The following is a 22,905-nucleotide window of genomic DNA, read 5'->3' on the forward strand; positions in this document are numbered from 1 at the left end:
GAACCCCTGCAACTGTGGCGCTGTCAGTCTAGGATGCCGGCAGCTCAACGGCAACTTGTCTCCGCCAGCGCGGGCAGTGAAAGTCCGCTCGGGCGGGGCGAATCGCCGATTGGGCCGACTCCTGTCGGTCCGCGTTGCGGAGTTCCACTTTAGGGCCGATTACGTGATTGCGAGGTCCCGATCACTCCACTAGTCATGGGCCACTATCTTGGAAGAGGCCAATGGCCGGAGCGACCATCTACGACGTTGCCGCCCGGGCAGGCGTGTCGATCAAGACCGTGTCCCGCGTGGTCAACCGGGAAGCCAACGTCAGCAAGGCCATGCGCGACAAGGTCGAGGAGGCTGTCGTCGCGCTCGGTTACCGGCGCAGTCTCTCCGCGAGGACCCTGGCGGGATCGAACTCGAGCATTATCGCAGCCCTCGTGGATGCCGCCTTGACGATCGAGCACTGGAAGAGTGGTCGCGGCAACGACTATCTGAGCCGCCTCGAACTGGGCGCCCTGATGGAATGCCGGCGCGCCGATTATCATCTTATGGTCGAGCTCGTCGATCATGGCTCGTCGACCCTTGAACGGGATATGCTGGCCCTGTTGGGCTCGATCCGCCCCGCGGGTGTCCTGTTGACGCCGCCAAATTCGGATCACCCGCTTGTCCTCGATATTCTCGATCGAGCAGGCGTCGCCTACGCCCGGATAAGCCCGGAGAAGGATCCGGGTCGCGGCGTTTCGGTCCGGATGAACGAGCGACAGGCCGCATTCGACATGACACGGCATCTGATTGATCTTGGGCACCGCCGGATCGCGCACGTGTCCGGGCCGGCCAACTTCGCCGCCAGCAGCCTGCGGCGGGAGGGCTATGAACAGGCCCTGTCCGAGGCCGGCCTCGCCTGCGAGCCGTCCCTTGTGGTCGAGGGCGACTTCACCTTCGCTTCGGGGATCGCCTGCGTTGGAAAGCTTCTGGAGGGCGAGCGGCCGACGGCCATTTTTGCGGCCAACGACGACATGGCGCTTGGCGTGCTCCAGGGCGCGGCCGCTGCGGGACTTTCGGTGCCGCAGGACCTCTCCGTCGCGGGCTTCGACGACACGCCGAGCGCCCTCTTCAGTACGCCGCCGCTGACGACCATTCGCCAACCCGTGGCTGAAATGGCAGCGGAAGCCACCCGCCGTCTGGTGGTCTCAACCGACCGTCCCGGCGATGAAGACGAGACCGTCATCACTGTTCCCTATGAACTGGTGCTCCGAGGTTCGACCGCCGTCTGCCGCTAACGGGTTGACAGCGCTGTCATTCAAACCAGAATGGGTTGCGAGGAGCGGCGATCAGCCGGCTCGATACGGAATCGATGCGCCGGGCTTGTTTCAGTCTGGGCGGAGATAGGGTTTCGAGCGGACGATTTCCTGGTTCAAAGCCATCTCCCCTTGGAAAACCTTGCCGCGACGGGGAGCCGTCGCGGCTCCTTTTCGACCCGAGGACCCTTCATGCGCAGCGCCGTTTCCGCTCTGGTTCTCCTGATCGCTCTGGGCCATCCGGCAGTGGCCCAGGTCGCGCCTGCCCCATCCGCGGACCTCGCCGGGTCTGCGTCGGCCAACCCTTTGCTGTGGCCGCGCTCAACGTCGCCGGCCGCCCTGACGGACCCGCGTACGGAAGTGTTTGTGGAAGAGCTGCTCGCGCGGATGACCGTCGAGGAGAAGGTCGGCCAGATGATCCAGGCCGATATCGGGTCCATCACTCCCGAAGATCTGCGGAGCTATCCGCTGGGATCCATCCTGGCCGGGGGCAATTCGTCGCCCGGCGGGAACGAACGGGCTACGGCGCAGGCTTGGGTCGAACTCGCCCGGGCCTTCCGTAGCGCCAATGCGGCGCGAGAGGGGACAACCGTTCCCCTGATCTTCGGTATCGACGCCGTTCACGGCCACAACAATGTGGTCGGGGCGACCGTGTTTCCCCACAATATCGGCCTGGGTGCCGCCCGGGATCCGGACCTGGTCCGCCGTATCGGAGAAGCGACCGCCATGGAGGTTGCAGTGACGGGGGCCGACTGGACCTTTGGCCCGACCCTCGCGGTTCCGCGAGATGACCGCTGGGGCCGCGCCTATGAGGGCTACGGCGAGGACCCTGAAATCGCTCAGGCCTACGCTGGACCCATGACATTGGGACTGCAGGGCGAGCTGGCGGCGGACCGTCCCATTGCCGCCGGCCATATCGCGGGCTCGGCCAAGCATTTTCTTGCGGATGGCGGGACCGCCAACGGCAAGGACCAGGGCGACTTCATCGGCACCGAGCGAGAACTGATTGATGTCCACCTGAGCGGCTACCAGCAAGCGATCGAAGCCGGCGTGCTGTCGATCATGGTAAGCTTCTCAAGCTGGAACGGGGTCAAGCACACGGGCAATGCAAGCATCCTCCGCGACGTGCTTTACGGCCCGCTCGGCTTCACCGGCTTCACCGTTTCGGACTGGAACGCCCACGGCCAGATACCAGGCTGTTCAAACGAGAGCTGCCCCGCGGCGATCAATGCCGGGGTGGACATGTTGATGGCGCCGGACAGCTGGCGGCCGCTTTACGCGAATACACTGGCCCAGGTCCGGTCCGGCGAAATCCCCATGGCGCGCGTGGACGAAGCCGTACGCCGCATCCTGCGCGCCAAGGTCAAGGCGGGTTTGTTCCGTCCCGAGCGTCCCGTTGAAGGCCGGCTGGAGGTCCTCGGCTCGCCCGAGCATCGGGCCCTGGCGCGCGAAGCCGTCCGCAAATCCCTTGTCCTGCTGAAGAACGACGGTGTGCTGCCGATCAGGGCCGGCGCGAATGTGCTCGTGGTCGGGGCGGCGGCTGATGACATCGGCCAAGCCTCCGGCGGATGGACCCTGACCTGGCAGGGTACGGGCAACACCAACGCGGACTTTCCCAACGGCCAGTCAATCTGGAGCGGCGTCGAAGCGGCTGTTCGGGCCGAGGGCGGGACCGCGACACTGAGCCCGGACGGCGACTATGAAACCCGTCCGGACGTGGCGATCGTCGTGTTCGGAGAGACGCCCTATGCCGAGTTCCAGGGCGACTTGAGCCACGTTGATTTTCAACCGGAACAGCCATTGGCCATGCTGCAACGATTGCAGGCGAGGGGTATTCCGACGGTCTCCGTCTTTCTTTCCGGCCGACCCCTGTGGGTCAGCCCGGAGATCAATGCATCCAATGCCTTCGTAGCCGCCTGGCTTCCGGGGGCTGAGGGAGGGGGCGTCGCCGACGTTCTTGTCGGCGGTGCGGACGGCCGTCCGAGGCACGATTTCAGCGGGCGTCTCGGCTTCTCCTGGCCCAGGGACGCGACCGGAGCCCCGCTCAACCGCGGCGACGCCGGCTATAATCCCCTGTTCGCCTACGGCTATGGGCTCAGCTACGCCCGCCCCGGTTCTGTCGGTCCTGTCCCGGAAGAGAGCGGGATTACGGCAGGTGTCTCCAGTGTCGCCGACTATCTGGTCGACGGGCGGGTCGTGGAGCCCTGGTCGATCGCCCTGCAGGACGGAGGCGGGCAGACGCGCGTCGGTACAGAGGCCGCCGTCGCCAGCCCTCGTGGTCTGGTCACCATGGCGGTGGTGGACGATCTGGCCCAGGAGAGCGGCCGTCGCTTCCGCTTCGCCGGTGGCGAACAGCAACACGCCATCATCTGGGGACGCGCCGTCGATCTCAGCCGTCAGGCCAATGGCGAGATGGCGCTCAGCTTCCGCTACCGGGTCGACGCCGCGCCGACGGATCGGGTCACACTCGCCGTCGGGGCCGAAGACCCGGCCAGCCAGCATGGCCTCGACCTGACCCCCATCCTGACCGGTGCCGCGAGCGGACAATGGCAAACGGTAAAGGTCAGACTGTCCTGCTTCCGGGACGCCGGTGCCGATCTGACGTCCCTCGAGCGGCCGTTCCAGCTCACGACCAGCGGGCGCATGACCCTTTCGGTATCCGAAATCCGGCTCGCCTCGAATGAAGGCGACGCCATTTGTCCTTCACAGTGAAGCGGGACAGTACTGTTTGAGGAAGGCCTCGTGCGCCGGCATGGCGCCGGCCGTCCGGGCGATCACGTCCCGTATGCCGGCCAGACGGTTACGCAGCATGTCGGCGGGCAGGGCGTCGGCCATGGGGTCCCAGGAGCGCGTCTGAATGTTCTGGCCCAACAGCACCGCCAGCCAGCTGTCTGCGGCGAAAAGCTCGTCGTCCAGACGGAAGACCCGCCCGGTCGCGCGGAACAGGTCCATGCGTGACTGCAGGCTGTCGGGAACGGCCATGGCCCCGACGTAGCGCCAGAAGTCGGTGTCGTCGCGGCGGGTGGCCTTGTAGTGGAGGATGATGAAGTCCCGCACCTGCTCGAACTGCAGCTGCATCATCCGATTGTACTCGGCGGCCAGCAGCGGCTCGAAATCCCGGTCCGGAAACAGAGCCAGAAGCCGCGAAATACCGGCCTGGACCAGGTGGATGCTCGTCGACTCGAGCGGTTCAAGGAAGCCCGACGAAAGGCCGAGCGCCACGACATTGCCGATCCACTGTCGACGTCGGCGGCCCGCGACAAACCGGAGCGCCCGCGGCTCCGCCAGGGCCTCGCCTTCCAGGCCGTTCAGCAGGGTTTGAAGCGCCGCCTCGTCTGAGGTGAAAGCGGATGCGTGGACGTAGCCGTTCCCCGTCCGGTGCTGGAGCGGGATCCGCCAGGTCCAGCCGGCGTCCCGACCGGTGGATCGGGTATAGGGGGTGAGGGGGCCGACATTGCGGGTCGGAACCGCAAGGGCTCGGTCACAAGGCAGCCAATGGCTCCAGTCCTCATAGCCGGCCTGCATCGCGCCCTCGATCAGCAGGCCCCGGAAGCCGGAGCAGTCGATGAACAGGTCGGCCTCCAGGCGTCGGCCGTCATCCGTGACGACGGCCGCGACGTGGCCCGTTCCGGTGTCCAGGACCACGTCCGCGATTCGCCCCTCGTGACGGGTAACGCCCCGGCTTTCCGCGACGTCCCGAAGGAAGCGTGCGTAGAGGCCGGCGTCAAAATGGTAGGCGTATTTCAGACTGGACAGCACAGTCCGCGGGTCTGGCGATGGCAGGCACATTCGATTGCCGAGGGCGGCGACGGTCGAGAGATTGTAGTCACGAAGGGGTGTGGCGAAGCCCTCCGCATTCGCCCGCAGCCAGACCTGGGCGAACGGCACGGACTCAATGTCCATTCCGATGGGCCCGAACGGATGCACATAGCGATCCCCTAGGGCACCCCAGTCGACGAATTCGATGCCCAATTTGAACGACGCCTGTGTGCGCCGCATGAACTCGGCCTCGTCTATGCCTGCCAGGGCATTGAACGCCAGAATCGGCGGGATCGTCGCTTCGCCCACCCCGACCGTTCCGATCTCGTCCGACTCGATAAGGGCGACTTCCGTCGTCCCGTTGCCGGAGATTCGGGCCAGGGCGACCGCAGCCATCCATCCGGCTGTGCCGCCGCCTACGACGAGGATACGGCGGATAGTGCGTCGACCGGGCGAAGAAGGTGAGGATTCGGGGTTCATATCGGTCCAAACATAGCGCGGATCGGAGTGCGTTGATCTTCTACAATCTGCATGATAGCGTCCCGAAATGACAGCGCTGTCAGCTGTCCACAAAAAGATCACTCCGAGGGGGAGGAAATCGTGTCTAAATCCCGAACGGGCGAAGGTGCCCTTGCATGCGGACGTCTGTCTTTGCTTCTTTGCGGCGCGTCCAGCCTGGCGGTTGGCGCTCTGCTGCTGGCGACGCCTGCGCTGGCCCAGGACGCGCAGGATCCTGACGCGGTCGAGATCGACGAGGTCGTCGTTACCGGCATTCGCTCCAGCATCCGCAGCGCCCAGTCCATCAAGGAAAACTCGGACGTCTTCGTCGACGCCATCAGCGCCGAGGACATCGGCGCGCTGCCGGATCGCTCGGTGACCGAGGCGCTCCAACGGGTGCCGGGTGTTTCGATCAGCCGGTTCGCCGGTGCCAATGACCCGGACCACTTCTCGGTTGAAGGTTCGGGCGTTGTCGTCCGGGGCCTGACGTTCGTCCGCTCGGAACTGAACGGTCGGGACACCTTCTCGGCCAACAACGGGCGAGACCTGTCCTTCGCGGATGTTCCTCCGGAACTCCTCGGCAGCGTCGAGGTGTTCAAGAACGTGTCCGCCGACATGATCGAAGGCGGTATTGCCGGCACGGTCAATCTGAATACCCGCCGGCCCTTCGACAGCGCCGGGCGGCAACTGGCCATGTCCGTCGAGGGCAACTATGGCGATCTCGAACAGGCCCTGACCCCGACGGTTTCGGGCCTCGTCAGCAATCGATGGGACACGGAGGCGGGTCAGTTCGGCGTGCTGTTGAGCGGGGTGTACTCCCAGCTCCAGTCCCGGTCCGACGGACTCCAGTCGCTCAACTACCGGCTCGACACCTCGAGCGGCAGCGACCGATGGACCCCGTCCGGCCTTGCGTTCCGTACCCAGTCGTTCGATCGTGAGCGCACGGGCCTGGCGGGTGCCGGTCAGTGGCGCTCCAACGACCGGACGGTGGAGGCGACGCTCCAGTTCCTGCGGTCCGAGTCGACCCAGGCTTGGACAGAGAATGCGATCGAAACGATCGTCGACGACTCCGGCAATCGGGTCCCGCTTCCCGGAACGACGTGGGAGTACGACGACGACGGCATTTTCACGGGCGGCATAATCACGTCGACCGCCGGCTGGCGCTCTGCGGACCCGTCAGTGCCGCTGAACGGGATCCAGCACAGCTTCATCAAGCGTGGGGTCGATCAGCGCTATGTCACCAGCGACTTCGGCTTCAACCTGAAGTGGGCACCGACAGATCGCCTGCGCATGAATTTCGATGCGCAGTATGTGGACTCCACGGTCGAGAACACGGACTTCCAGATCGCCAACTCCTTCTTCGCCATCGATGAAATCGACCTCACTGGCGACACCCCCACGCTGGGCCTCCGGCGGCCCAATCCGACAGGCGCCGGCGACATCGGCACCTTCATGGGCGACCCCGCCAACTACTACTGGCGGAACGCGATGGATCACAAGGAAGACAGCGAAGGCGAAGAATATGCCTTCCGCGCCGATGCGGAATACGACCTCGATACGGGTTGGCTGGACTCTGTGAAGGTTGGCGCGCGTCTCGCGGGCCGTGATCAGACCACACGCAACTCCCTTTACAACTGGGGCGTCCTTTCCGAGGTCTGGAACGGGTCGACCGGGCCGGTCTGGCTTGATCAGGGCAGTGTGGCGACGACCCGTCGGACGGGTGGGCGGTCCAGCGCGGGACTGTTCAACTTCGCGCCAATGGGTGTGCCGATCTCCGCGTTTGGGTACGCCGGCAACCCCGCAAGCGACTACGACACCGCGGTCGCCTTCGCGCGATCCATCAACCAGATCTGGGGCGGTGGCGGTTGGGTGCCCCTCAACATGCGCTCCAACGTCATCCCCGGCACGGACTATACGGCTGGCGAGATCAACGAGACGAACGAGGAAACCCGGGCCGCATACGCCCTGATGAAGTTCAGCAATGACGCAGACCCGGTCTGGGGTGAAAGCGTATCGATCAGCGGCAACGTCGGCATCCGCTACGTCGAAACCACGATCACGGCCGCCGGCGCGCTCAGCTTCCCGACCCAGGCCCAGGTCTTCTCGGGCAACTGCGGCCTGCCGCCCGCGCCGGGTGCCCCTACACCTGCCTTCTGTCTGCTGACGCCGGCAGAGCGGGCCAGGGCCCTGTCGTTCGCAACCGGTACATCGGTTCCGAACAACGCCGAGCACACCTATGACAACTGGTTGCCCAGCGTAAACATCAAGGTCGGCCTTACGCCCGAGTTCCTGCTGCGCTTCGGCTACACAGAGGCGATCCGCCGCTCCGATCTCGGCCTGACCAGAAACCAGCTGCAGATCACGCCCCGCGTGGTCAACAACCAGTTCCTCGGCTTCGAGGCCCAGGCCGGCAATACCTTCCTGGAGCCGATCCGGTCACAGCAGATCGATGTTTCGGCCGAGTGGTATTTCGCCCCGACAGGCTCCCTGACGCTGGCGCTGTTCCAGAAGACGCTCGAAGGCGTGATCACCAACGGCTTCTACGAGCGGCCCCTCACCAATGGGGGCACGAGCTACGACGTTTACGTGCGGGGCCCGACGAACTCGCCGGACGATGGCGAGATCGAGGGCTTTGAGCTGGCCTACCAGCAGTTCTACGACTTCCTGCCCGGCTGGTGGTCTGGTCTCGGCATCCAGGCCAACTACACCTACATCGACAGCTCCGGCGTGCCCCAGGAAAACCTGTCGGCCGATAAGGCCAATCCCGGCGGTTCAGAACCGGTCATCGACACCAGTCTTCTGCCGCTGGAATCGCTGTCCGAGCACAACTTCAACCTCGCCGCGATCTACGAGAACGACACGATTTCGGCCCGTATGGCTTACAGCTGGCGGTCTGAATACCTCCTCACCACGCGAGACGAGATCGTCCCGTTCGCTCCGATTTATTCGGACGACACAGGACAGCTGGACGCTTCGTTCTTCTATACGGTCAACCCGATGTTCAAGGTCGGCGTCCAGGGGGTGAACCTGCTGGATGAGACGACGAAGACCTTCCAGGTTCTGAACGACGACCTGCTTAAGGCACCGCGGTCCTGGTTCAAGAACGACCGCCGGTTCTCGTTCGTGGTCAGGGCCACTTTCTAGAAAGAGGACCAGGGTGGCTCGCTGGCCGTGAGGCCCGCGAGCCACCTTGCGTCAACGTCGCGTCAACGCTCCGATCAGGAATGCTCGGAGCGTTTTTGCCGTTCCGGCATCCAGCGGCCCCAGGATTCCCTGGGCGTGCTCAGGTAGATGCTCAGGCGCGACCGCGTCTGTCCCGAATATGAAATGCTCAAACATCTCCCGCCAAGCCGCACGGGCCGGAGCGGGCAGCGAGCGGATGGCAAGCACGGCGTGGACCAGGGCCTCAAAGCCCGAACCGGCCAAGGGCTCCAGATCCCACCAGTAGTTCACAAGCACGTTCAAACGCCCTGATGACCGGACATGGTGCCACCAGAGCGGGGGTATGTAGATCGCGTCGCCGGGTTCCAGCTCAGCGGTGAAGGCGGCTGCGGTTGCATCCGCGAACCGCGGGAAGGCCGGGTCGTCCACGGCCCCGAGCCGGACCATGCTCACCGGCTGGCCCGCCAGGGTGTGTTCCAGGGGGCCGGGATAGAGATTACCCGTCTGGTCGGGTGGAAACAGGGTGAAGACGCGCCGCCCCGCGACCACGCAGGCCAGGTTCTCGGAGGCGTCGAAATGGGTCTGGACCTCGACGGCGTTGCCCAGCCAAAGCCTTGGCACGGCCGCTTCCGGCACGCCGGGCGGCGGGTTCAGTTGCGAAAACCGGGGCAAGCCGACCGGCAAGGAGGAGGCCCCCATATACAGGGCCGGGGCATCCGTTTCCGGGGCCGTCAGCAGATCCGCGATCATTGCTGAAACCGTCGTCGGTTCGCGCGTGAAGTTGTGCCCCCGCATGTCAGGACCGTAGAAAAAATGCCCGCCGGCGGAGGCTGGCGCGCGCATGCGCGTACCGGCGGCACCTGAATCCAGGTCTGCGAGATAGGCTCCGATCTGCCGGTCGCCGTCGAGGGCGGCCCTGACGGCCGGCCAGTGCGTCACACGCCCGCGCAGCACAACAGGCTGACCGGAAGCCCGCGCGTTTGCCAGTGCGTCATCGCCGCCTGACAGATTTTCCTCGATCATGCGATGTTCCTTGACAGCGCTGTCTTTCAGCGGCGCACTATGCCCGGGACACCCTGATTTATACAGGGCAGGGGAGTGGAAGCGGGGTCATGGCCGGTCCGAATTTGCATGGCGGCCCAATGGCATGGACAGTGCCTGCCGGTATGCCCAGGGATGATGTGCCAAAACCGTCGGCCGGTGCGGTGAGCGGAGGGTTCATCGCCCTCTATACCCTTGCCCAGATCGGTGCCTTCATAGCCTTCATCCCGATGTTCAACCTGCTCCTGCCGTTGAAGGCCGAGGCGGTTGACCTGTCCGGCAAGGCCATCCTTCTCAGTCAGGTCACCGTTCTTGGGGCGGTCGTCGCCGGGCTGGCCAACCTGGGTGCGGGCGTTCTCAGCGACGCCACCCGGGGGCCATGGGGACGGCGGCGTCCGTGGATCGCTGGCGGAGCCGTCGCCGTCGCCGTCGCGCATGGTTTCATCTATCTCGCTGATAGCCTCTGGAGCCTGCTCGCCGCGATCGTGGCGTTCCAGGTTGCGCTCAACCTGATGTTCGGCCCGCTGAACGCTGTCCTGGCTGACCGTGTACCGGACCGGCAGAAGGGCACCGTCTCCGCCCTCCAGGGGCTTGCGCTGCCGACGGCGGGGTTGTTCTCGGCCCTGGTCCTGGCCATGGTGCTCGACGGCCTCGCGGAGCGCTTCCTGCTCACCGCGCTCGCCGTTCCGGCGCTGGTGCTGCCCTTCGCCCTACTCGTGCCGGATCATAGCGAGCCCGGCCCCCGGCAGGAGGGGGCCCGGATCAGCCTGCGGGTCCTCGCCGACCAGGACTTCCGCCTGGCCTTCGTCTCCCGGCTGCTCGTTCAGGTCAGCATCTCCCTCAATGTCCTCTATCTCCTGTTTTATCTGCAGGATGTCGCGGACCTGCCGGACGCCTCGTTCACCGCACCGGAGTCGGCGTTCGGCTGGCTGCTGACCGCCGGAACCATCGGGGGGCTGATCGTCGGTTTCGTCGGCGGCCTTCTGTCCGATCGCACGCGACGTCGCCGGGTGCTGGTCATGAGTGGCGGCCTGCTGATGGCGCTCGGCGCCGGCCTGATGGTGGCGCAGCCTGGCTGGCCGGGGCCTCTGATCGCGCAAATCCTGTTCGGGATCGGCCTGGGCCTCTATTCGACCGTCGACATCGCCCTCGTCGCCGAGGTGCTGCCGGAGCGGACCAGCGCTGGTCGCGATCTCGGCGTCATGAACCTGGCCATCACCGTGCCTCAGGTCGCCGCGCCGCTGATCGGCTTGGGTGTGCTCGTCGCATTCGACGGCGAACTCCGCTGGGTCTTCGCCATTTCAACGGCCTTCGCGCTCATGGGCGCCGTGGTGATCATGGGCATTCGGAGGGTGAAATGACCGATCGGGGCATCCGGCGCGTTGTCATCGTGGGAGGCGGAACGGCCGGGTGGATGACCGCGGCCGCGCTGGCGCGTCTGGTCAAGACACCCCGCATCTCCGTCCAGCTGATCGAGTCGGCGGAAATCGGGACGGTTGGCGTTGGGGAGTCGACGCTGCCTCACATCAGGGCATTCAACGAGCGTCTCGGGATCGACGAAGCCGAGTTCATGAAGGCCACGCGGGCCACATTCAAACTGGGAATCCAGTTCGAGGATTGGGGTCGCATCGGAGACCGATACATCCACCCGTTCGGTGACTATGGCATGCCGGGAGGCGAGGCGCCGTTTCATCACTACTGGCTGAAGGCGAGCGCTGAGGCCGACGTCGGTCCCCTCGACGACTATTCCCTGCCGGTCGTCGCCGCGCGCCAGGGCCGGTTCGCCCCGCCGTCCGACGACGCCCGCTCCCTGATGTCCACCTATGGCTATGCCTATCAGCTCGATGCGTCGCTCTACGCCCGTTTCCTCCGAACGGTCTCCGAGGCGGGCGGCGTCGAGCGCCTTGAGGGACGGATCGTCGGAACACGACGCGACGGAGAGTCGGGCCTGCTCACCGGTGTTGAGATGGAGAGCGGAGCCATCGTCGAGGGGGATCTCTTCATCGACTGCTCGGGCTTCCGCGGACTTCTGATCGAACAGGTGCTGGAGGCCGGTTTCCACGACTGGTCCCACTGGCTGCCGTGCGACCGGGCCGTCGCCATGCAGTGCGCCACCGATCAGGCCACCGTGCCCTACACGCGCGCGAGGGCGCTCGAAGCCGGCTGGCAGTTCCGCATTCCGCTGCAGCATCGTGTCGGGAACGGCTACGTCTACTGCAGCGCCTTCCTCGATCAGGACGCAGCGACCGACCGGCTGCACGGGCTGCTGGAAGGCGCGGCGCTGAACGCCCCCAACCACCAGCGTTTCACCGCCGGACAGCGTCGGCGGGCCTGGTCCGGTAACTGTGTCGCCATCGGTCTCTCAGGCGGGTTTATCGAGCCGCTTGAGTCGACCAGCATCTACCTGATCCAGCAGGGCATCACCCAGCTGATCGCCCTTTGGCCCGACCGCGACTTCGCGCCGAAGGCCGTCGAAGAGTACAATCGTTGGATGGATCTGGAGTTCGAGCGGATCCGCGACTTCATCATCCTGCACTACTGCGCCACCAAACGGGACGACTACGAACTGTGGAACCACGTCCGCACCATGCCCCTGCCTGACAGCCTGTCGGCCAAGCTGGAGCTCTGGCGCGAAGGCGGGGTGGTCCAGGAATACCGTGACGGCCTGTTCCTCCACCCCAGCTGGGTGGCGGTCTATCTCGGACAAGGGGTTCGTCCCGCGCGCTGGCACCCGCTGGCGGATCGGCGTGAGACCACCCAGTTGATCCCGGCCCTGGCCCGCCTGCGCCAGACCGTGGCCGCCGCCGCCGCCCGCCTGCCGACCCAGGACGCCTATATCGCCGGGCATTGCGATTACAGAACAGCGGAGGCCGCATGAGCCCGCCCCCTTCCGGCCACCCGGCCCGTATTCGCAGCGTCTGTATCGTCGGCGGCGGCACCGCGGGCTGGATGACGGCCTCGGCGCTCGCCAAGGTGCTGGGGCCCCACTACGCCCAGATCACCCTCGTGGAGTCCGACGAGATCGGCATTGTCGGCGTCGGCGAGGCCACCATCCCCCAGATCCGGCTTTTCAACCAGATGCTCGGCCTGGACGACAGCGACTTCGTGCGCCGCACCAATGGCAGCTTCAAACTGGGGATCGAGTTCGTCGACTGGGGCAAGCCCGGTGACCGCTACATCCATCCCTTTGGCCGCTACGGCATCGATATGGCGGGCGTGTCCTTCCACGCCTTCTATCTGAAGGGCCGGATGCTGGGCGAGACCCATGATCTGGCGCGCTATTCGCTTGAAGCCTCCGCTGCGCGAGCCAACCGCTTCATGCGATCGATCGACGCCGGCAAGTCGCCCCTGTCCAACATCGCTCACGCCTATCATTTCGATGCGGGCCTCTATGCCCGCTACCTGCGTGAATACGCCGAGGCCCGGGGTGTGCGGCGGGTCGAGGGCCGTATCGTCGATGTCGCGCTCAGGGCCGGGGACGGCTTTGTCGAGAGCGTGGCGCTGCAGGACGGATTACGTATCGAGGCAGACCTCTTCATCGATTGCTCGGGCTTCCGCGGACTGCTGATCGAACAGGCCCTCCAGACCGGCTACGAAGACTGGTCACGCTGGCTGCCTTGCGATCGGGCATTGGCCGTCCCCTGTGAAAGTGCGGGGACCCTGACCCCCTACACCCGCTCTACCGCGCGGGAGGCAGGATGGCAGTGGCGCATCCCCCTGCAGCACAGGATCGGCAACGGTTACGTCTACTGCAGCGGTCATCTGTCGGATGACGCGGCGGCGGAGACCCTGCTTGCCAATCTGGACGGCCGGCCGCTGGCGGACCCGAGACCGATCCGGTTCACAACGGGTCGACGCAAGGCCTTCTGGAACCGCAACGTCGTCGCCCTCGGCCTGGCGTCGGGCTTCATGGAGCCGCTGGAATCGACCAGCATCCACATGGTCCAGAGCGGCATCGCCCACCTTCTGGCGATGTTCCCTGACCGGAATTTCGATCCCGTCGAGACGGCTCGCTACAACCGTGTGATCGGCGAGGAGTACATCCGCATCCGCGACTTCCTGGTGCTGCACTACAACGCCAACCAGCGGCCCGGCACCTTCTGGGCGCAGATGCGCGAGATGGAGGTCCCCGACGGTCTTCGGGAGAAATACGAGCTCTATCGCGCCCGGGGACGGATCTTCCGTGAGAACGATGAACTCTTCAGTGAGACCAGCTGGTTTGCGGTTCTTGCAGGCCAGAACCTCTGGCCGGCGGCCTACGATCCTGTGGCCGATGTGCTGGATGATGCGGAGACGTTGAAGCGACTGGCCGCCGCCCGCTCAGTCTATGAAGCCTGCCTGGCCCAGATGCCGGACCACGCGGATTTCATCGCCCGAAACTGCGCCATGGCGGCTGTCGCCTAGGGGTTCATCTCGCGCAGCATCTGACGCACGAAGACTCCCGACGGGGTCAGCATATCGTCCGTCCAGGGGCCGGTCCCCGGCGCGCCCGGCAACAGGGCGGCGGCGGTTTCGTCCTTGTCCATGATCGACCAGTTCAGATGACTCAGTTTGTGGGTTTCCATGAACTCCCACCACAGGCGGGTCTCCGCCTCGTCGAGTATGCCGTCTCCGGTCGCCTCGCTGGTCCCCCATTCCGTGACAAACAGTGCCGCCCCGAGCTCCATGGCTCTCAGGGCCTTGTCCCGGAGTTCCTGCCGGTGCGTCCCGGCGTAGAAGTGCAGCGTGTAGGCGATGTTGGTGAAAGGCAGCGGGTCCGCGGCGGCGATGTCGACATCCTGTGACCAGGTCGGCGTCCCTGCAACAATCAGGTTGTCGGGGTCGATGGCGCGGATCGCCGGGACGACCACCATGTGGAAAGGCCTGACGACCTCCGCCCAGCCGTGGGTTCTGAGCGGTTCGTTGTAGACCTCGTAGATCAGATTGGGGTGCTCGCCGTATTTGGCGGCAATGCGCTCAAAAAAGGCCGCAGCGGCCGCTGGATGCGGCTCGTGAGCGTGCCAGTCGACGATCACGTATAGGCCTTCCGCGATCGCGGCCTCGATCACCGCCTCAGCCTTGGCCATTTCGACCTCCGGATTGGCGAGGTATCCGTCGAAGTCGACAGCGATCGCAGCCCGCACGACGGTCACGTTCCAGTCGGATTTCAGATGCCGGACCGCGGCGGCGTTGTAGTAGTGCCCGCCCCATTGGCTCCAATACAAGGACATGCCGCGAAGGACCACCGGCGACCCGCTCTGGTCGACCAGCCGGCCGGACTCCACACGTAGCGCGCCATGCCGCTCCACCGGCGTCTCGGACGAGGCGGACCCGGCGAACAGCATCCCTGAAACACCGAAGGCCAGCATGATAACAAGTCTGCGGAAGATCATATCGCACCTCGGGTTGACAGCGCTGTCAGTCGAGTGGACGTTCCCACTACAGCGGTCGAAGTCCAGTCACTTCGAGTTACGAGGACAATAGGGGTCCGCAGGGGCCGGGGGAAAGCACCATGCCAGAATCAACAGCGCGAGAGGCTTCGCCCGGGGCCAGCGCGGACCGCATCAATCTTCGGTTCATAGTCCTGATCGTCGCCGTGGCTACGCTCGGCGGCTTCATGTTCGGCTATGACTCCGGAGTCATCAACGGCACCCAGGACGGGCTGGAAGCCGCGTTCGATCTGTCTGCGCTCGGTACGGGGATGAACGTCGCCGCCATTCTGTTGGGCTGCGCCGTCGGTGCCTTCATTGCGGGGCGGCTGGCCGACCTGGTCGGCCGTCGCAGGGTGATGTTGTTGGCGGCCGTGGCCTTCCTGATCAGCGCACTTTGGGCCGGCGCGGCTGACACCTCCATCCACTTCATCCTGGCCCGCTTCGTCGGCGGGCTGGGCGTCGGTGCCGCCAGCATCCTGGCCCCGGCCTACATTTCCGAGGTCACGCCTGCCTCCATCCGCGGTCGCCTTTCCAGCATCCAGCAGATCATGATCATCTTCGGTCTGACCGGGGCCTTCGTCGCCAACTACGCCCTGGCGGCGACGGCCGGCGGGTCGACAGCCGCGTTCTGGTTGGGCTTCCCCGCCTGGCGCTGGATGTTCTGGATGCAGGTCATCCCGGCCGGCGTCTACCTCATCGCCCTGCTCTTCATCCCGGAAAGCCCGCGCTACCTGATCGCCAAGGGGCGCGATGCCGAGGCGGACGCCGTCCTTTCGAAACTGTTCGGGCCCGGTGCGGGCGGCCGCAAGGCGGCGGAAATTCGCGCCTCCCTGGCGACCGATCATCGCCCGCGCTTCTCGGACCTGCTGGATCCCGCGACGCGCAGGATTCACCCGATCGTCTGGGCCGGTCTGGTGCTGGCCGTGTTCCAGCAACTGGTCGGCATCAACATCGTCTTCTACTACGGCGCAGTGCTCTGGCAGTCGGTCGGCTTCTCCGAAAGCGACGCCCTGCAGATCAACATCGTGTCCGGTGTGCTCTCGATCGTGGCCTGCCTGTGCGCCATTGCGGCGATCGACAGGATTGGGCGCAAACCCCTGCTGCTGGTCGGATCGGCCGGGATGGCGGTCACCCTCGGCGTGATGGTCTGGTGTTTTTCACAGGGCGGGCTGGTGGACGGTGCCCTGCGGCTGGATGACCGCACTGGCCTGATCGCTCTGGTCGCGGCCAACGCCTATGTCGTGCTGTTCAACTTCAGTTGGGGTCCGGTGATGTGGGTGATGCTGGGCGAGATGTTCCCCAACCATATGCGGGGATCGGCCCTCGCCGTGGCCGGCTTCGCCCAATGGATCGCAAACTTCGGCATTTCCGTCAGCTTTCCTACCATGGCGGCTTCGCTCGGTCTGACAATCACCTACGGCTTCTATGCCGTCAGCGCCGCAATCTCGTTCTTCCTCGTCTCCGCACTGGTCAGGGAAACCCGGGGCAGGGAGCTCGAAGAGATGACCGGCTAGGCTTCTGCGGATCTTTGTAGCCATGCGGAAAGATGGATCAGGCGGGGCGGAATGAACCATATAACGAGCACGGTGGAGCTCTTTCTCATCGCCATGCTGATCGTCTTCAGTGTGCCCTATCTGATCTGGCGCGGGCTTCGGACGGAGTATTACGCTCCGCTGGTTGTCGTGCAGATAATATGCGGGATCCTGCTGGGGCCGGGCGTGCTCGGCGCGATTTTTCCAGATGCACACGCGGCTGTTTTCAATCCCCAGGTGATCGGGGCGCTGAACGGTGTCGCCTGGTGGGCGGTGATGATCTTCGTCTTCATCGCCGGACTGGAGCTGGACCTCAGTCAGGCCTGGAAATACCGGATCGAGACAGGGGTGACGGCCGGACTGTCCCTTGTGGTGCCCCTGGCTTTCGGTGCGGTCGCAGCCATCGGTCTGCTCCGGTTCCCGGGCTGGGCCGGCCCGGGCGGGCAGGAATGGCAGGTGGTGCTCGGCATCGGCATGGCCTGTGCCGTTACCGCCCTGCCGATCCTCATGCTGTTCATGGAGAAACTGGAGATCCTGAGACAGCCGCTGGGCCAGCGGATATTGCGCTACGCCAGCCTGGACGACATCGCGATCTGGGGGGTCCTGGCCCTCATCCTGCTGGACTGGGATCGTCTCGGTCGTCAGGCGATTTTCGTCGTTGGCTTCACCGTCGCTGCTATCGCGATCCGGGCGCTGATGAAGCGCATTCCCGAGCCGGACCGCTGGTATGTCAGCCTCATCTGGCTGGCGGCATGCGGCTTCGCGGGTGACTGGTCCGGCCTGCATTTCATGGTCGGTGCCTTTCTGGCGGGCGTGATTCTGGACCAGTCCTGGTTCGACCGCGCGAAAATGGATCAGTTTCGGGATCATATCCTGCTGGCCATCATGCCGGTCTTCTTCCTGAGCACAGGGCTGAGGACCCAGTGGGACCTGGGAGGAGCCGCGGTATTCCTTGCAGCCGGCGTTCTCCTGTTCGCCTCCGTGGCCGGCAAGCTGGCAGGCGTTCACCTGGCCGGCCGCATCCTCAAATGGCGCAAGGGCGAGGCATCGCTGATTGGCTGGCTACTTCAGACCAAGGCCCTGATCATGATCATCTTCGCCAACATCCTTCTGGACAGGCAGATCATCACCAATGACGCCTTCACCGCCCTGCTGCTGATGGCTGTCGGGTCGACGATGCTCACCATTCCGATGGTTACGCAGCTGTTGAAGCCGGGGCAAAAACCGCCAGCCTGACCGGGTCGTCCCGTCCCGGACCGCAGCACCCGCTGCGGTCCGGGTTCGCATTCAGTGCGGTGCCGGAGCGTTGGCGTCGACGCTGTTCGACGCGGTCGTCCGCGCACATACCACCGCAAAGACGGTCAGCAGGGCATAGCCCGCCAGCGGTACATAGAAGACGGGGTTCATGGTCGGCGATCCATCGGCGACCATGCCACCAATCCAGGGCAGTACCGCGCCACCCACGATCGCCGTGCAGAGGAGTCCAGAGGTAGCCGACGGAGCCGCCGAAGACCGCTCCAGCGTCAGGGTGAAGATGGTGGGGAACATGATCGAGTTGAACAGGCCGATGGCGATGGCCGCATAGCCCGCGGTCACGCCGGACGTCTGGGTTACGGCAAAGCAGAGACCACCGGCCATGACGGTGCATATCGCCAGAAGAACACCGGGCTTGACGCGGGTCAGCAGGGCACTGCCGATCAGCCGCCCCACCATGGCCCCGCCCCAGTAAAAGCTGACCATTTTTCCGGCCTGCTCGAGCGGAATGTCGAGAATATTGGGACTGTTGAGGAAATTGGTCAGCAGGGCGCCGATCGTCACTTCAGATCCGACATAGAGGAAGATGGCGGCCGCGCCGAACAGGGCCCATTTCGAGCCGAAGGCCTTGAGCGGCGAGGATATTTCGACCTTGGATCCGGCCGCGGCGGCGTCGATCTTCCTGCGCGCTGTGAAGATGAAAACGGCGATGAGCGCGAAGAAGCCGCCCATGGCGAGGAAGGCGAAGTCGATGCTGCGGAGGGATTCCGCACGGGTGACCTCAGTGACCACGGCACCGGCCGCAAACACGCCGCCGGTGAGCAGCACGGACGACCCGAGGAACGGTCCGAGTGTGGTGCCGAGCGAGTTGAAGAACTGGGAGAAGTTAAGCCGGGCGTGCGACCCCGTGGCAGTCCCCAGGCCCGCGACCAGGGGGTTGGCGGCCACCTGCAGCAGGGTGACGCCAGAGGCGATGACGAACAACGCCAGCAACACGCCCGGATACCAGTCGAGGATGGTGGCCACCGGAACGATCAGGCAACCGGCCACAATGGTCGCCAATGCAGCGATGACCGCGCGGCTGTAGCCCAGCCTTGATAGCACTCCTGCAGCCGGCACCGAGACAACCCCATAGGCAATGAACCAGGCAGAGGCGGCCAGGGTCGTCTCCGTATAGGTCAGCTCGAAGACCCGCTGGGTCGCGGCCATCAGGGGGTCGATAAGGGAAGTCGCAAAGCCCCAGGCGAAAAACAGGGTGGTGACATAGGCGAAGGCCGCGCCTGTTCCCTGGGCGACCCGTGCAGACTGCGGAGCGGTTTCGGTCATTCTCTTCCCTCAAGGAACTGAAGCACCCGCAGGTGGGTCCGTCGGACGCCGACTTATGATGACAGCGCTGTCATTCTTGGCTGACGTCATTTCTAATTGCAACAATCAGTCTGGGTTGCCGCGGATGGCGTCCGTCACCCGACGCCCGATCACTAATCCCGAGCCTATGCTCGCCGGGAAGATGTGTTGCAGGCAAGATCCCGCGATCAGGGAGGGGCTGTCCATCTCCGGGTTCGGCAAAGTCGCGGCAATGTCCGGGTTATCTCCCAGGTCACAGGGAGCCGGCGGTTAGCCAGGAAGTGCGTGGCGGTGCTTGCGGGATTCGAAGCGACGGTGATGTTTCGGGAACAGACCCGCCCACCGGTTGCATCAGCAAGGCTGCGGCTGCGCTGCTGAACCGGGCTGCAGGTATGGCGCAGGTCGGAATTTCCTCGTTTCCCACGTTAACGCGCGCAACTCAGGAAACGCCCTCAACACGCCCTCAGGCGAGACTGGGAAGAGGCTCGGTGGTGTTTCGAAAAGCCGAAATCTACCGAATCGCCGCGAAAATCGGGGCTGTTGCTGTTAGCTTGGTCGAGGGACGGAATGCTTGGCGACCTGATGAGCTCGTCAAGTTGGGGGACAAGACGGCCAAGCACCGAGCGACGCGTGGCGACAGGGTGGCGACACGGATCCGGTGCGATTTCCAAACTGTTAGGTAAGTATTTGGAAAATATGGTGCCGGCTGCAGGAATCGAACCCGCGACATCCAGTTTACAAAACTGGCGCTCTACCAACTGAGCTAAGCCGGCCGCCGTCGCGACGGCGGTCCTTATGCTGGCACCGGGCCTCCGGCGCAAGCCGTGGTCTGGACAGAGCCTTCGGGGGCCAGCAGCGCCAAAAGGGCGAAACTCGCCAGCCAGTGCTCGCCCATGTAGTCGCCCGTGACGTGAGGCAGGGCGGCGTCCAGATGGTCCTCAGCCGCCCTTAAGGCGATGGGGAATCGCGGATCGTCCGTGGCCAGTGACCCTGCGATCTCTCGCCAGCACCAGGCCCGGCTCAGGTTCAAACCATCGAGGTGGGCGATCTTGCCGTCCGAACGGTCGCTGACGCCGACCGGGACGAACAGGGTCTCCGGCTCGCGCCGTTCGAGTCGGGGCAGAAAGGCGTCGAACCATTCCGCGAACGCCACCGGAGCCAACACCCGCCGCATCAGCACGGCCTCCATCAAGGCCGGGGACAGAAACTCATCCTGCGAAGGTTCCCAGGCCTGGCAGCCGCGGTCGGGCGCGTGCCAGCGCATGGCGCGCTCGCGGCACAAGGCCGCCAGGTCCAGGTCACCCGCGCCTTCGGCGTAGTCGAGGGTCAGTCTCAGCGCGAAGGCGGTGTTGAAGTGGGTGCCGACCCGGACCGGGTAATCCGCCAGTGGCAGGAAGTCGGTGAATCTTCTGGCGAAAGCCAGGGTCAGGGGCTGCAGGAGGGTCGCGTGCCTGCCCGGGTGCCGCGCCAGTTCCGCGGCCAGCATCAGCAGCCAGGCCCAACCGTAGGGCCGCTCGAACCCCCGGCTGCCCGGCCGGTCCAGATAGGCAGTCTCGGCGGCGACGTTCTCCGGGGTGAACAGCTCGTCGGCCAATGCCTTGATGCGCGGTGCCTCCGGCATATCAGGATGGAGCCTCAGCAGGGTGAACATCGTCCACCATCCGTGCACGCAGGAATGCCAGTCGAAGCTGCCGAAGAAGATCGGGTGCAGGGCGCGTGGACCCTGGATATCCTCCGGTCCGGACAGGACGTGATCCATCTTGTTGGGATATTCCCGCGTCACATGGCCAAGGGCCGCGGATGCGAAGCGGGAGGCTGTGCCGGCGTCGAGCTTGTGGGTCATCGTCAGTACCGGAAGGCCAGGAAATACATCAGCGCCATATTGACCCCGAGCATGATCAGGGCGGTCGGGAGCTGGGCCCGGATGACGCCGTTCAGGGCCGCGTTCCGATCCGGAAGCTCCAGAAGATTGGCCGGCACCACATTGAAGTTGGCGGCCATCGGGGTCATCAGCGTGCCGCAGAAGCCGGCCAGCATGCCGATGGCGCAGACGATGGCCGGATTGCCCCCGAACTGGCCGACCACGAAGGGCAGGCCGATGGCGGCGGTCATCACCGGGAAGGCCGCGAAGGCATTGCCCATGATCACGGTGAACAGGGCCATGCCCAGGCAGTAGGCCGCCACGGCCAGCAGGGGCGAACTCATCGGCACGGCATCCGTGACCAGGTCGCCGACCACGCCGCCGACATCCGCCGCAAGGAAGACTGCGCCGAGAGAGGCCAGCATCTGAGGCAGCAACGCCGCCCAGCCGATGGAATCCATCAGCCGTCGCCCTTCCTGCACAGGTGCCATGACGGGCGGACGCAGCCATGCCATGGCGGCGACGAGGGCGAGGACGCAGCCGAGGCCGAGGGCGATCAGGGTCGTCTGGGTCGGCGAGATGAGCCAGGCTCCGAAAGGGGTGTGTTTGGCGGCAAGGGTACCGCCGACTGCAACCAGCGGCACGATCAGGGCTGGAATGAACAGGGCATTGCGACGGTGCGCGGCGCTTTCGCGCCGCTCGTCGGGTGTGGTCGTCGCCGGGCGGCCAACGCCGAGTGCCTTGAGCCCGCCGACGGCGACGAGCGCCAGAACCAGCAGGCCGTTACCGAGTCCGCCGAGCCATGAGCCGAACAACATGGATGCGGCGATGAGGCCCCAGAAGACCGCGCTGCGGATGCGGGTCGGGTGGTCGGTGTCGCGCAGGGTCAGGATGGCGAACGCCAGGAACATCAGCCCGACGAGAATATAGGCGTGTTCGAGCGTGATCATTGGCCGGCCTCCGCGTCACGGGCGGCAAGGTCGCGGCGTATCTCACGGTCGAACAACAGCAGCCGCACGCCGTGTACAGCGAAGGCGGCGATGGCGGTCGGGATGGCCCAGACCGACAATTGCAGCGGTTCGACGATTATACCCGCCTGTTCGAGGAAGCCGACCATCAGCACGATCGAACCGATGGCGATAAAAATGTCCTCGCCGAAGAACAGGCCGATGTTGTCGGTAGCGGCGGACATGCCACGGATACGGAAGCGGATCCTGTCGGGCAGGTCGCCGCCGGCCTCGACCTCGGCCGCGCCCTCTGCCATCGGCGCGACCAGCGGCCGGACCATCTGCGGATGGCCGCCGAGAGAGGTCAAACCGAGCGCGGAGGTGGCCTGGCGGACGAAGAGATAACTCAGCAAGAGGCGTCCGGCGGTCGCCGCCCTGACCTGGGCGATCAACATCCGGGCGCGTTCCTGCAGGCCGGCCCGCTCGAGCAGACCGATCACGGGCAGGATCAGCCAGGTGATGTGGAAATACCGGTTGTCATTGAAGGCGTCGCCAAAGGCCGTGAGCGTATCTACCCCCGCCTCCGCCAGGGCCCGCAAATCGACACCCGGTCCCACCGCCGCCGTCACACCGGTGACGATGGCGGCGATCAGTATGACCAGAAGCGGATTGATACGGGCGACAAAGCCCGCGACCACGACCGCTATTCCCAGAAGCACCAGCATGCGACGTCCCCTGCGTTTGGACCGAGAGTTGCGCGGTTCGGCGGAGAGCGAAAGAGCCCCGCACTTCTTTGCTTTCGTCATCCCGGGG

The 22,905-nt window shown here is 65.1% G+C and carries 15 protein-coding genes and 1 tRNA gene; 8 read left to right on the top strand and 8 right to left on the bottom strand.

All coding sequences use genetic code 11. The features are described from left to right. Positions 1-221: 221 nt before the first annotated feature. Positions 222-1,265 (top strand): LacI family DNA-binding transcriptional regulator, encoded by a 1,044-nt coding sequence (locus Q0053_RS07185; protein ID WP_298097998.1) that lies wholly within the window; start codon positions 222-224, stop codon positions 1,263-1,265. Positions 1,266-1,475: 210 nt separating this feature from the next. Next, positions 1,476-3,995 (top strand): exo 1,3/1,4-beta-D-glucan glucohydrolase, encoded by a 2,520-nt coding sequence (locus Q0053_RS07190; RefSeq protein WP_298098001.1) that lies wholly within the window; start codon positions 1,476-1,478, stop codon positions 3,993-3,995. On the opposite strand, the gene Q0053_RS07195 is transcribed toward Q0053_RS07190, so the two are convergent. Beyond that, positions 3,987-5,522 (bottom strand): tryptophan halogenase family protein, encoded by a 1,536-nt coding sequence (locus tag Q0053_RS07195; protein WP_298098005.1) that lies wholly within the window; start codon positions 5,520-5,522, stop codon positions 3,987-3,989. The two genes, Q0053_RS07190 and Q0053_RS07195, sit on opposite strands and share 9 nt — an antisense overlap. Before the next feature lie 171 nt (positions 5,523-5,693). Between Q0053_RS07195 and Q0053_RS07200 the strand changes: the two genes are divergently transcribed. Beyond that, entirely contained in the window at positions 5,694-8,684 is a 2,991-nt protein-coding gene (locus tag Q0053_RS07200) for a TonB-dependent receptor (protein ID WP_298098006.1), read from the top strand. A gap of 51 nt (positions 8,685-8,735) precedes the next feature. Here the strand turns inward: Q0053_RS07200 and Q0053_RS07205 are convergent, their stop codons facing one another. Further along, the gene (locus tag Q0053_RS07205; protein WP_298098009.1) at positions 8,736-9,725 is read right to left on the bottom strand and encodes a cupin-like domain-containing protein; all 990 of its coding nucleotides are present in this window, start codon (positions 9,723-9,725) and stop codon (positions 8,736-8,738) included. Between the two features lie 143 nt (positions 9,726-9,868). Here Q0053_RS07205 and Q0053_RS07210 point away from each other — a divergent pair, with 143 nt between their 5' ends. From Q0053_RS07210 to Q0053_RS07220, 3 genes are read left to right on the top strand one after another with little or no spacing between them, the layout of a single operon-like run. Further along, complete coding sequence (locus tag Q0053_RS07210) at positions 9,869-11,104, top strand: MFS transporter (protein ID WP_298098010.1); 1,236 nt, start codon at positions 9,869-9,871, stop codon at positions 11,102-11,104. Continuing rightward, on the top strand, positions 11,101-12,621 hold the full coding sequence (locus Q0053_RS07215) for a tryptophan halogenase family protein (RefSeq protein ID WP_298098013.1): 1,521 nt from the start codon (positions 11,101-11,103) through the stop codon (positions 12,619-12,621). Before Q0053_RS07210 ends, Q0053_RS07215 begins: the two co-directional genes overlap by 4 nt. Then, the gene (locus tag Q0053_RS07220; RefSeq protein WP_298098014.1) at positions 12,618-14,147 is read left to right on the top strand and encodes a tryptophan halogenase family protein; all 1,530 of its coding nucleotides are present in this window, start codon (positions 12,618-12,620) and stop codon (positions 14,145-14,147) included. Before Q0053_RS07215 ends, Q0053_RS07220 begins: the two co-directional genes overlap by 4 nt. Here the strand turns inward: Q0053_RS07220 and Q0053_RS07225 are convergent. Then, positions 14,144-15,115 (bottom strand): glycoside hydrolase family 5 protein, encoded by a 972-nt coding sequence (locus Q0053_RS07225; protein WP_298098017.1) that lies wholly within the window; start codon positions 15,113-15,115, stop codon positions 14,144-14,146. The genes Q0053_RS07220 and Q0053_RS07225 overlap by 4 nt on opposite strands. Positions 15,116-15,234: 119 nt before the next feature. Between Q0053_RS07225 and Q0053_RS07230 the strand changes: the two genes are divergently transcribed. Both Q0053_RS07230 and Q0053_RS07235 read left to right on the top strand, forming a co-directional pair. After that, positions 15,235-16,668, top strand: a complete 1,434-nt coding sequence (locus tag Q0053_RS07230) for a sugar porter family MFS transporter (RefSeq protein ID WP_298098021.1) — start codon at positions 15,235-15,237, stop codon at positions 16,666-16,668. 51 nt (positions 16,669-16,719) lie between these two features. After that, positions 16,720-17,922, top strand: coding sequence for a cation:proton antiporter (locus Q0053_RS07235; protein WP_298098024.1), 1,203 nt, complete (start codon positions 16,720-16,722; stop codon positions 17,920-17,922). A gap of 51 nt (positions 17,923-17,973) precedes the next feature. Here the strand turns inward: Q0053_RS07235 and Q0053_RS07240 are convergent, their stop codons facing one another. The 5 genes from Q0053_RS07240 to Q0053_RS07260 form a co-directional block, all read right to left on the bottom strand. Then, positions 17,974-19,266 (bottom strand): sugar MFS transporter, encoded by a 1,293-nt coding sequence (locus Q0053_RS07240; RefSeq protein ID WP_298098026.1) that lies wholly within the window; start codon positions 19,264-19,266, stop codon positions 17,974-17,976. Positions 19,267-19,981: 715 nt separating this feature from the next. Then, positions 19,982-20,057: transfer RNA gene (locus tag Q0053_RS07245), tRNA-Thr, on the bottom strand. Positions 20,058-20,077: 20 nt separating this feature from the next. Then, positions 20,078-21,127 carry a DUF2891 domain-containing protein gene (locus tag Q0053_RS07250; protein WP_298098029.1) on the bottom strand — a complete coding sequence of 350 codons (1,050 nt, stop codon included), beginning with the start codon at positions 21,125-21,127 and terminating at the stop codon, positions 20,078-20,080. 2 nt (positions 21,128-21,129) lie between these two features. Next, complete coding sequence (locus tag Q0053_RS07255) at positions 21,130-22,095, bottom strand: DUF979 domain-containing protein (protein ID WP_298098032.1); 966 nt, start codon at positions 22,093-22,095, stop codon at positions 21,130-21,132. Beyond that, a complete protein-coding gene (locus tag Q0053_RS07260; RefSeq protein ID WP_298098035.1) occupies positions 22,092-22,817 on the bottom strand; it encodes a DUF969 domain-containing protein in 726 nt (241 codons plus the stop codon). The genes Q0053_RS07255 and Q0053_RS07260 overlap by 4 nt, the downstream gene beginning before the upstream one ends. Positions 22,818-22,905: the final 88 nt, after the last annotated feature.

This window comes from Brevundimonas sp. (assembly GCF_027487935.1).
Lineage (GTDB): Bacteria > Pseudomonadota > Alphaproteobacteria > Caulobacterales > Caulobacteraceae > Brevundimonas.